The organism is Lysinibacillus sp. FSL L8-0312, assembly GCF_038003285.1.
GTDB lineage: Bacteria > Bacillota > Bacilli > Bacillales_A > Planococcaceae > Lysinibacillus > Lysinibacillus fusiformis_D.
Genome location: NZ_JBBOOV010000001.1, coordinates 4,321,557 through 4,332,472, shown reverse-complemented (window position 1 = coordinate 4,332,472; position 10,916 = coordinate 4,321,557). Strand labels below are relative to the sequence as shown.

General features: G+C 37.5%; 15 protein-coding genes. All 15 read right to left on the bottom strand.

Translation table 11 applies throughout. From position 1 onward, the window contains the following. Positions 1-18: 18 nt before the first annotated feature. The 15 genes from flhB to MHI22_RS21525 all read right to left on the bottom strand — a co-directional run bounded on the left by flhB (position 19) and on the right by MHI22_RS21525 (position 10,916). The gene (gene flhB / locus MHI22_RS21595) at positions 19-1,107 is read right to left on the bottom strand and encodes a flagellar biosynthesis protein FlhB (protein WP_036124225.1); all 1,089 of its coding nucleotides are present in this window, start codon (positions 1,105-1,107) and stop codon (positions 19-21) included. Position 1,108: 1 nt separating this feature from the next. Then, entirely contained in the window at positions 1,109-1,882 is a 774-nt protein-coding gene (gene fliR, locus MHI22_RS21590) for a flagellar biosynthetic protein FliR (protein WP_036124227.1), read from the bottom strand. A gap of 4 nt (positions 1,883-1,886) precedes the next feature. Beyond that, positions 1,887-2,156: a flagellar biosynthesis protein FliQ gene (gene fliQ / locus MHI22_RS21585; RefSeq protein ID WP_036124229.1), complete on the bottom strand. Its 270-nt coding sequence runs from the start codon at positions 2,154-2,156 to the stop codon at positions 1,887-1,889. Positions 2,157-2,169: 13 nt separating this feature from the next. Continuing rightward, on the bottom strand, positions 2,170-2,835 hold the full coding sequence (gene fliP, locus MHI22_RS21580) for a flagellar type III secretion system pore protein FliP (RefSeq protein ID WP_036124231.1): 666 nt from the start codon (positions 2,833-2,835) through the stop codon (positions 2,170-2,172). Continuing rightward, positions 2,832-3,506: a flagellar biosynthetic protein FliO gene (locus MHI22_RS21575; RefSeq protein WP_230593865.1), complete on the bottom strand. Its 675-nt coding sequence runs from the start codon at positions 3,504-3,506 to the stop codon at positions 2,832-2,834. The genes fliP and MHI22_RS21575 overlap by 4 nt, the downstream gene beginning before the upstream one ends. Before the next feature lie 10 nt (positions 3,507-3,516). Beyond that, a complete protein-coding gene (locus MHI22_RS21570) occupies positions 3,517-3,879 on the bottom strand; it encodes a response regulator (protein WP_004269288.1) in 363 nt (120 codons plus the stop codon). 21 nt (positions 3,880-3,900) lie between these two features. Then, positions 3,901-5,124 carry a flagellar motor switch phosphatase FliY gene (gene fliY / locus MHI22_RS21565; protein WP_058843505.1) on the bottom strand — a complete coding sequence of 408 codons (1,224 nt, stop codon included), beginning with the start codon at positions 5,122-5,124 and terminating at the stop codon, positions 3,901-3,903. Then, positions 5,117-6,112, bottom strand: a complete 996-nt coding sequence (gene fliM / locus MHI22_RS21560) for a flagellar motor switch protein FliM (RefSeq protein WP_036124724.1) — start codon at positions 6,110-6,112, stop codon at positions 5,117-5,119. The genes fliY and fliM overlap by 8 nt, the downstream gene beginning before the upstream one ends. Before the next feature lie 31 nt (positions 6,113-6,143). Beyond that, positions 6,144-6,572: a flagellar basal body-associated protein FliL gene (gene fliL / locus MHI22_RS21555; RefSeq protein ID WP_036124726.1), complete on the bottom strand. Its 429-nt coding sequence runs from the start codon at positions 6,570-6,572 to the stop codon at positions 6,144-6,146. Beyond that, a complete protein-coding gene (locus MHI22_RS21550; RefSeq protein WP_036124831.1) occupies positions 6,562-6,783 on the bottom strand; it encodes a flagellar FlbD family protein in 222 nt (73 codons plus the stop codon). Before MHI22_RS21550 ends, fliL begins: the two co-directional genes overlap by 11 nt. 101 nt (positions 6,784-6,884) lie before the next feature. Beyond that, complete coding sequence (gene flgG, locus MHI22_RS21545) at positions 6,885-7,853, bottom strand: flagellar basal body rod protein FlgG (protein WP_036124729.1); 969 nt, start codon at positions 7,851-7,853, stop codon at positions 6,885-6,887. Positions 7,854-7,939: 86 nt separating this feature from the next. Further along, the gene (locus tag MHI22_RS21540) at positions 7,940-8,308 is read right to left on the bottom strand and encodes a TIGR02530 family flagellar biosynthesis protein (protein WP_058843517.1); all 369 of its coding nucleotides are present in this window, start codon (positions 8,306-8,308) and stop codon (positions 7,940-7,942) included. A 15-nt stretch (positions 8,309-8,323) separates the two neighbouring features. Then, a complete protein-coding gene (gene flgD / locus MHI22_RS21535) occupies positions 8,324-9,013 on the bottom strand; it encodes a flagellar hook assembly protein FlgD (protein ID WP_036124730.1) in 690 nt (229 codons plus the stop codon). Positions 9,014-9,015: 2 nt separating this feature from the next. Beyond that, positions 9,016-10,281 (bottom strand): flagellar hook-length control protein FliK, encoded by a 1,266-nt coding sequence (locus MHI22_RS21530; protein WP_058843504.1) that lies wholly within the window; start codon positions 10,279-10,281, stop codon positions 9,016-9,018. A 26-nt stretch (positions 10,282-10,307) separates the two neighbouring features. Further along, positions 10,308-10,916, bottom strand: a complete 609-nt coding sequence (locus MHI22_RS21525) for a MotE family protein (RefSeq protein ID WP_036124734.1) — start codon at positions 10,914-10,916, stop codon at positions 10,308-10,310.

Sequence of the window (10,916 nt, the reverse complement as noted above, 5' to 3'; positions counted from 1 at the left end):
CCCTCCTACTTAAAAGCTTTAAATTTTTCGCTTAATACGGTAAACATAAGCGAGTATTTCTGCTACTGCCTTAAAAAATTCCTCTGGTACTTGATCACCAATTTCTACCTGATCATACATCGCACGTGCTAAAGGTCTATTTTCAACCATTATGACATCATGCTCTTTGGCGATCAGCTTAATTTTTTGGGCGACAAAGTCTGTCCCCTTCGCAACGATACGTGGGGCATCCATATTGTCCTCATCGTATTTGAGGGCAATCGCATAGTGAGTAGGGTTGGTGATAACAACATCTGCATTCGGCACCTCTGACATCATACGACGCATCGCCATTTCGCGTTGACGTTGTTTGATTTTGGATTTAATCAGCGGGTCACCCTCACTATTTTTATATTCATCTTTAATATCTTGCTTAGACATTTTAAGATTTTTTTCATACTCATGTTTTTGATACATCCAGTCCAGAACGGATACACAAAGTAAAACTAAAGATGCGGCTATACCCATTATGCCGACAAGCTTCCCTACTGTAATGAGCGTCATCCATGGACTTTTAAAAGATAAAGCCAAAACTTCTGGTAGGTTTGTCCAAATAATAATTGTTGTGACACTTCCTATAAAGCCAATCTTTAAGACCGACTTCAGCAGTTCAACAATGGCCTTAACAGAAAATATTTTTTTTAACCCTTTAATAGGATCCATCTTTTTTAAATCAAATTTCATTGGTTCTAATGTAAATAAAAAGCCAAACTGCAGGAAATTACCCGCAAGAGCTCCAACAAAAGCAATCGCCATGATGGGCACAATAATAAAAGCCATCTGTATCAATGTTTCTGTAAATAAGCGCATCACACTATCAATCGTTAATTTTTCGATGCGTATGTTATGAATAAATGTTTGTCTAAAAAAAGCTAATAATTCATCACGCAAGGAGCCAGCAAAGAAAAATAAAAAGATAAATACCATAAGCATGACAATGGCACTAGAAATATCTTGACTCTTTACAACTTGCCCTTTTTTTCGAGCATCCTGACGTTTTTTAGGGGTTGCCTTTTCTGTTTTTTCACCTGCAAAAAACTGGATATCTAAACTTAGTAGTAGCTTCATATCATCCACCACCTAAAATGGCCATTAAATCCCGTATACCGTAGATCATAATCGTAATGAGCTTTTGAATAACTTGAATCATCACAGCCATCATTGTAAACATTACTAAAAAACTAACTCCGATTTTAATCGGAAAACCGACCACAAAAATATTTAATTGCGGTACTGTTTTTGCTGTTATTCCTAAAGCTAAATCGACTAAAAATAAGGTCGCCACAACAGGAGCAGCCATCTGAAATGCTATCGCGAAAACGGCTGTGAAAGTCGTCATAATAAATTTCGGTAAGCTTTCACTAGCAAATCTTGGAAATTGATCCATCGGTAAAAATTGATAGCTATAGTAAATTCCATTCAGAATCATATGATGGCCATCAATCGCTAATAAAAAAAGAAGTGCTAGCATATTAAAGAACTGACCAATTAATGGGCTTTGCGCACCTGTTTGTGGATCAATAATATTGGCAATGGCAAATCCCATTTGAAAATCAATAAAGCTTCCTGCAATTTGTATTGCAGACATGATGATGTAGCCCATAAGACCAAGCAATAGTCCAACAAGTGCTTCTTTCATCACTAATAATATGTATTCATCATTGAAGACCAATGGCTCAACATCAATTGTATAGTACATCATCCAAGCTAATACCAGTGCGAGAGTAATTTTGACTTGTGGCGGAATGGTCCTATATGAAAAAAAGGGGACCGTAACAAAAAATGCTGAAACACGCACAAGTACTAATAAGAAAACCGTTAAATGTGGAATTAATTCATTCATGGACTCACCCTATATAACGTGTTAAATTCTCGAATATGTCTCTCGCATAGCTAGTAACTTGAGATAACATCCATGGGCCAAAGAATACGATGGCCACTAGGACAGCGACAATTTTGGGTACAAATGCTAATGTTTGCTCTTGTATCGAAGTTGTTGCTTGAAAGATACTTACCGCTAAACCAGTGATTAAAGCAACTAATAATAGCGGACCGCTTGTTAGAAGGATAATCATAATGGCACGTTCTGCTATGGAAATAACCAATTCACCTGTCATACTGTATCATCCCCTAAAAACTTTGTAGTAACGATTTCATGACTAGATACCAGCCATCGACCAGAACAAATAATAAGATTTTAAATGGCAAGGAAATCATTACTGGTGGTAACATCATCATCCCCATCGACATTAAAGTACTCGCAACAATCATATCGATGACAAGGAATGGTATAAAAATCATAAAACCAATTTGAAATGCTGTTTTTATTTCACTTAAAGCAAATGCTGGGACGAGCATTGTTAGTGGGATTTCCTCCACTGATGCTGGTTTTTCTGCTTGATTATAAGATAAAAATAATTCAAGGTCTTTTTGCCTTGTATGCTTACTCATAAACTCTTTAAATGGTGCACTAGCACGATCATATGCTTCTTCTAAACCAATCTCTTCAGCAAATAACGGCTGTAATGCCTCTTTATTCACCTCTTGAAAAGTTGGTGCCATAATAAAGAACGTTAAAAATAGTGCTAGACCAACAATCACTTGATTTGGTGGCATTTGCTGTGTCGCTAATGCCGTCCGCACAAAGGATAAGACAATGACAATTCTAGCGAAAGATGTCATTAATATTAAGATACTCGGTGCAAGAGATAAAACCGTTAGTAACAGTAGGAGCTTAACAGATGTAGAGACGTTGGTTGGATCGCTATTGGAAAAAACATTGATTAAATCATTCATTTATCATCCTTCTCCTTTTGCTTCCATCTCTCTATCTCATCACTACGCTCCTGTTTTATTTCAGATATCTTTTTTTCAAATAGTTTGCCAAATGAATCTTGCTTTTGTTCATTGTGCATACTCACTTGCTCTTTTTTCTTAAACTTAGAAAGTACTTCTGCAATATACGGTGATGTTGTTGCAAGTTCTTGCCTTTCGTTATAGAGTGCTAGCAATGCTTCAACTTCTTCAGGATCAGTAATTTCACGTAACAGTTGCACATCTTCTCCAACCCCTACTAAATACAATGATTTACCTACTTGTAAAAGCTGAACTGACTTTTGAGCACCTAACGATAAACCGCCTAAATTTTGTACCATTTGATTACGTTGGAAGTTTAAATTTCGTTTATTTAAAAACTTCATCAATCCATAAAATAAAGCTACAACAAAAATAAGCGCCAAAACCATTTTTATGTATTCCCATGCAGATATATCTCCAGCTGCTGATACATTTATTTCTTGTTTAGCAGCTGGATCGGTAGTATCTCCATTACAAGCTTCTGGGTTTTCAATGCAATCAGTGACACTATTCGTATCAGCATCCGCATAAACAGAAGTTGGTGTCGGGTACAAAAACAGGAAGGATACAAGAAATGCGAAAATCATCGTGAAACGAAATGATTTTAACATTCTCATACAATCATCCCAGTGCTTTTTGAATCGCTTCAATTACACGATCTGCTTGGAAAGGCTTCACGATAAAGTCTTTCGCGCCAGCTTGAATTGCATCGATTACCATTGCTTGTTGTCCCATGGCTGAACACATAATTACAGTTGCACTTGGATCTGTTCCCTTAATCGCTTTAAGAGCCGCAATACCGTCCATCTCAGGCATTGTGATATCCATTGTTACTAAATCGGGTTTTAATTCATTGTACTTTTCAACAGCCTGTAAGCCATCTGCTGCCTCTCCAACAACTTCAAATCCATTTTTTGATAAAATATCCTTGATCATCATGCGCATAAATGCAGCGTCGTCTACAATTAAAATTCTTTTAGACATGGTTAACTCCTCCAATTGAAACTATCTTAAATTATTTAAACGCTCTGCTTGACTTAAAACATCTGTAATACGGACACCAAAGTTTTCATCAATAACAACGACTTCACCTTTAGCGATTAAACGACTATTGACTAAAATATCAACAGGCTCCCCCGCTAATTTGTCTAGCTCAATAATTGAACCACTCGATAGTTCTAAAATCTCTTTAACAGAACGTTTCGTACGTCCTAACTCTACAGTAACTTGCAATGGAATATCAAGTAGCATATTTAAATTTCTAGCTTCAGATTGAGAGATTACATTTGGATCAAAGCTAGCAAACTGTGCTTGTTGCACATTCACAGGTTGTGCAGGTCTTGCTGGTTGCGTAAACTGTGGTTGCTCTTGATAAATAGGTTGCTGTGTTGGTGCTGTCTGCTGTTGATATACTGGTTGTGCAGGTGGTGGTGTTACAGGTGCTTGTTGTTGAACTGGTGGCGCTGCAATTGATGGTGCCTCAGGGGCAATCGTTGCAGCTACTGGTTCTTCAATAGACTCTGTTTCACCTAAAAGAGATTTTACAATGTTTTGACTAAATTTAAGCGGTAATAATTGCATTAAATTTGAATCAATTAAATTACCAATGCGTAGTCTAAAGGATACTTTAACTAATAAATCGTCTTCTGGAATATTGTCACGGCCTTCATCCTGTGAAATATTCATTAAATCAATAGTCGGTGGAGAAATATCCACTTTTTTATTAAATACAGTCGACATCGATGTTGCCGCTGAACCCATCATTTGGTTCATAGCCTCTTGAACAGCACTTAGTTGAATTTCACCTAAGTCTGGCTTCGGATTTAAACCATCGCCACCTAACATTAAATCAGCAATAATGGCTGCATCCGATTGTTTAATAACAAGTAAATTCATACCTGTTAAACCAATCGTATATTCCACTTGTACAGCCACATAAGGATGAGGAAACTCCTCTTCTAATTTATTACGGTTTATCATGGAAATACTTGGAGTAGTAATATCTACTTTTTGACCTAATAACGCAGAAAGTGCTGTAGCAGAACTTCCGAAAGAAATGTTACCTACCTCACCTAATGCATCTTGTGCAAACGAATCAAGGTAATCCTCAACTCTTAAATCATTAGTCTCATCATTTGAAGAAGCTGCAGTGTCGCTGTTTTTATCTTCCAACGTCTCGCCCCTTAATAACGCTTCAATTTCTTCTTGGGAGAGCATTTCATCACTCATCTTCGTCTCCTCCTTTCAAAGGGTCGATAATCTGGATTGCTAATTTTTTGCCTTGCTTACCTGGTTGAACCGTGAATTTTGGCAATGTTCCAACTTTCAGTATTAATGGATCTTCGATTTTTTGATCTAATTGTATAACATCACCAATTTGCATTGTAAGGAAATCCTCAATGGTAATGTCCGACAGACCCAGTTCAACTGAAAGTGGTAATTGTGCTTGTTTCACACGTGTTTCCAGCATTTTTGTTTGCTCTGGAGACATCTCTTTTGTATTTGTCTGCATCCAGTAGCGAACAGATAGATTTGGAACAATAGGCTCCAACACAACATGCGGGATACAGATGTTAATCATACCGCTTGTCTCACCAATAATCGTATTTAACGAAATTACGACCACTGTTTCATTTGGTGAGATCATTTGTAAAAATTGTGGATTTACTTCAAGCTCCACTAATATTGGATCAATTTCTGCAACATTTTCCCATGCCTCGCGTAAATTGTCGAATGAGCGTTCAAAAAGGTTTGTCATAATCTTTGTTTCAATTTCTGTTAAGTTATCTACATTACTATGACTTGCCCCACTACCGCCCATTAGACGATCTAACATGGAATAGGCAATGTTCGGATTTATTTCCATCAATATATTACCATCTAATGGTGGCACTTCAAACACATTAATGAGTGTCATATTCGGAATCGAACGTACAAACTCTTCAAATGGTATTTGGTCTACCGATGCAACCGTAATCTGTACATAGCTTCTAAGCTGTGCAGAAAAGAAGGTTGTCAATAGTCGTGCAAAGTTTTCGTGTATTCGGGTCAAACTTCGGATTTGATCTTTTGAGAATCGAAGTGCTCGTTTAAAGTCATAAACTTTAACCTTGCGTCCCTCGTCCTCCTTTTTTATATCGTCAGCTGACATTTCCCCAGTTGATATAGCGGAAAGCAGCGCATCTATCTCGGATTGAGATAACACATCTCCTGCCATTTGCCCACCTCCATTTCAAGCAGTTTCTGTTTTATTGAGTGATGAAGGAGGTAAAATATACTTCCTGAACTTCTCCCTCTTGCATCAATTCATTTAACCTTGTTTTTAATGATTTTTGGAAAATTTGTTTCCCTTGCTTACCCTCTAAATCCTTTTGCTCCATTTCAGAAAGCTCTTGAATGGCAATATTTTGCACTTGGAAAACACGCTTTGTTAATTCTGTAGCAGCATCTTTACTTGTCGTTTGAATTTTTAATGACAAGCGTACAACTCTGTTATCTGCAAGATTCGTCGTGATTTCAGGTACCTCCACAGAGGATTCTACAATCTCATCAATGGATGGCTCAACAGCTCCTGTTGGCTTATTAAATTGTGTAAGCAATACAAATAAAATAACGCCAATCAGTATGACTGCTACTAGCAAAATAATAATCATTGTTAACATTTTATTATTCTTCATCTTTTTCACCTCGTAGATGCGGGTTGGATAAAATTTGTATATTATTATAAAAGGCAGTTACCTTTTGTCGCACCTCATCTTCACTCTCTAAAACAATTACTTTTGTTCCAGTTGTTAAAGTAATAGTCGTATCTGGAAACGATTCGACTGTTTCTATGTATAAAGCATTTAATGTAAATGCTTTGCCATTAAGACGTGTTAGTTCGATCATTGAAATAGGGCCGGGTCTAGCGTGAGAGCCGGCCCGACCCTCCCTCATATGAAAATATGTTTTATCAAACACCTGTTATGAATTAAAGAACTATATAATCATTATCGTTTTAAGTTTACTAGCTCTTGTAACACTTCATCTGATGTTGTAATAATACGAGTATTCGCTTGGAAACCTCGTTGAGCCACAATCATCTCTGTAAATTCTTCTGATAAGTCTACATTGGACATTTCTACTGTGCCAGGTACTACTTTACCCATCCCTGCAACAGTGGCTACTTGTGCATAGGCAGCACCAGAGTTTGCTGTTTGTTGGTAATAGTTTCCTCCAACCTTAGAAAGACCACCCGCATTTGGGAATTTAGCCATAATTAGCTGTCCTGCCCATTTACGATCACCGTTTAGGTCCACATATTCAATCGTACCATTAGCTCCGATGCTAATTTCTTTAGCAGTCGTTGGGATACGGATTGGCCCTACCTCACCATCGTCTGGGTCTAGTACACCATCATCATCAAATAAGTTAGCACCTTCATCTCCAGAAGCGACTGGTGCTTCATCTGGATTGATACCATCGTCATCAGTTTCCATAACAATTTCTTCTCCAGCAGATACTCCTACTAGATATTTACCATCAGCATTTACTATATAGCCATTGCTATCCATATAGAAAACACCATTACGAGTAAATAGGGTATTATTGAAACCTTCTTCGCCAATAAAACCACTATCTGGGTCTGGAGCTCCATTTGCGTCAGCTACCATGAAGAAGCCATCTCCTTCAATCCCTAAGTCAAGTCCACGCCCAGTACCTTGTAATGAGCCGCCACCATGTATTGTATCAATAGCAGCTAATTGAGAACCCAAACCAACTTGTTGTGGGTTAACACCACCTCGTGTAGCTGTTGCTGCAGATGCACCAGCTTGTGTTTGAGACATTAAATCTTTAAAAAGAACACGCCCCTTTTTAAAGCCAACAGTATTAACATTTGCGATGTTATTACCAATAACATCTAGCTTCGTTTGGAAGTTTTTAAGACCTGAAATACCTGAATACATAGAACGTAACATAAGTTTTCGTTCTCCCTTCGTTTTTTATAGGTGTGCCTCTATCAATCAGCATCACCAAGGCTTCCTTACATAAGAAGGTCCAGCCTTTACAGCACAATCGTGCCATCAATATTTGTAAATAACTGTTGTTTTGCCTCCGTGCGATCCATTGCTGTAATGACAGTAGCATTTTTAGCACTGACAATTAAAGCTGCTTGATCCATCAAGACTAATGGTTGTTTGACACCTTTTGAGTGTGCTTCAAATACCTTATCCGATACTACCTGCCATTCTTGTTCAGAGATGTCAATTTTACGTTCAATGATCCGTTCATGCGCATGTTTGCTCACCTTTAGTTCTTGCTTTGCAGCCTCCTGTAAATGAGCTTTAAAGGATTGCTGCGATTGAATTGGCTTAGGTTGTATTGTGCGAATAGATGGATGCAAGGGTACACGATGAATTGAAAATTTATCCATCATTCTTCTCCACCTTTATTCGCTAATTACTGTAAAATCTTTATCTGTTAGTTTTTTATCATTATCTAATACGTAATAGATAACGCCATCTTTATTTGAAACAGAGACAATTCGACCTTGTAATTCTTGGTCGCCATCTTTATACGTAACATTTTTACCAATCAGTTTACTTGCCTGTACAAGCGGAGATTCTGGTACAGTATTACCGCCATCTGTATTTGTTCCAGAGCCACCTAGTATTCCTGAAATATTACCAGGCGTTATTTCTTTTCCATCTGTTAATTTGAATACAACACTACCATCTACAAATTTCAAGGATTCAATTACACCTGTTCCTTCATTTACAACAGGATCCCCTTTTTCATCTGTTTTATCTGTAATTTCATGCCATTTCACTTCTTTACCAACAAAGGATGCATAATTCATCATCTGTGTTTGTTGCTGTGATGCCAATAATGACTCCATTGTCTTTGTCATGTTTTGCATTTGTTCTAAAGAAGAAAACTGTGCCATTTGAGAAATGAATTCTCGGTCATCCATAGGATTTGTAGGGTCCTGATGCTGTAATTGTGTAATTAAAAGTTGTAGAAAGGCGTCTTTGCCAAGCTCACTATTACCTGTTTGTTTCGTTGGTTTTTTATAATTCGAGTAATACAAATCATCCGTTATGGATGTATTGCTTACATTTTTTGTTGCATCTGCCATTATTACACCTCCTCATTGATTAAATAGTCATCAAAGGATAGTCCTTCATCTTCATCTTCATTTTTATGTTCTTGCTCTTCATCCTGTTGCTGCTTAAAGAAATTATTGAAGAAGCTTTGATCGCGTTGCTGGCGATCTGCATCTTGTAGTGATTGTGCTATATCAAGACGATCTACTTGAATGTTTTGTTGAACAAAAGCTTGTTTTAGCTGATGTGCTTGACTATCAAGTAATTCACGTCCATGAGCTGTAGAAGCTAGTAAACGAGCTGTCAGTACGCCATCATTTTGTACAAGTTCAATACGAACTGTCCCAAGATTTTCTGGGTACAATTTAATCGTTAAACGTGTGATCCCTTGTGCATTTGAAATTTGTGCTCTATTCATAATAGCCTGCATTTCTTTTAACAAAGCCTCAGACTGCGCAGGTTTGGCAGTTGGTAATGTGACATGGAATGTATCCGGTTTTGTTTGAACTGTTTGCGGTGTAACCATGTCATTTGTGCTTGTCTCACTCTGCTTCGTCACTTGTACTTGCTGAACTACTTGCTGAAAGCCTTGTAATGGCAATGCTCCAGTTGTTTTGGTTGTTGTTAGTTGTGTAGTTTCTACTTGCGTTTGTAATGATGTTAATAGACTCTTAACCGTTGTTAATAAGTTTTCTTGTGAAGTTGTTAAGTCCGTTTTCTGTCCGACTAATTGTGCTAGCTTCAATACTTGAAGCAGTTGTGTAGCGTCTTTTGGTGTTACTTGTCCTTCACCTTGTAAAGCAGGTCCTATTTGTGCCTGCAGTATCGGCGCTTGGGCATCTACTAGTGATAGTAGCTCCCAAACATCACTAGCTTCCTTCTCTTCTCCTAGCAGCTGTTGGACTATTTTTTGAAGTTGCTCTTCATCAATACCTAATGCATTTAGTATATTTTCTAAATTAAGCATTTCATCCATTGCCACTGCTTTATTGTCTTCGCCAAGCTGAAGCATTAATAACCCATCATCATGAGGGATTCCTAGTAAATCTAGTAATTCCTCCATTGAATCAGCATTTAAAACCGCTTGTAAATCGGCTAGCTCCTTTGTTGCAGTTGACTGCGAAGATTGGTTTGTTTGCGTTGAAGACGACATCATTTTACTAAAAACAGACCCGAAATTCGATACATTTTCTTTATTCGGAGTTCCATTGACCTTACCTTCAGGACTATTAACGGTTGAAGATTTTGCTGCTTTATTAGGTACAGACTTAGTGATCATTTGCATCATTGCTACATCCATTGTTCTTTCACCTCCTTTCATTTATCTTATTGTTTAGCCATTAACTCCGTATATTTTGCTGCATCTTTGGCATCCATTTTCTCTAATATGGCTGCTAACTTATCAGGCTTTAAATTCGTTAAAATTCGTAGCGCCTCCGCATCACTCATATTGATTAATACTGGTGCTGCAGCTTTCGGAGACATCTTATCGAACGTTGATAAGATATCATTAAAGTCACGCTTTACATCATCTTGTTGTCGATTCAATTTTTCAATTTCAAATTGCAACTGTTCTTTTTCTATCACTAACTTCTCTTTTTCAGTTGTTGTTGTATCAAGCTTTTTTTGTAGCTGTGTAATTTCAGCTTCTTTTTCTTGTATCTCTGCCTGTAAATTAACTAATTTAGAGTCGTTATTAATGGCAGCATCTTTAGCTTGTTGCTCTTCTGATGGGACAAAGGGTAAACTTCCTATTGCCTTTTTCCCTAAATCAAAGACATTCGTATTCATTAACGTTGCCACAACAAGTAAAACCGCTACTACAAACATAATCGGTAGTACAATCCAAGTAAAAAACTTTAGAAAGCCCCCTGTTTTTTTCTTTGACTGCACTTCTACTAACTCCGCTGTCAATCGATTGTCTTTTTTTGCCAT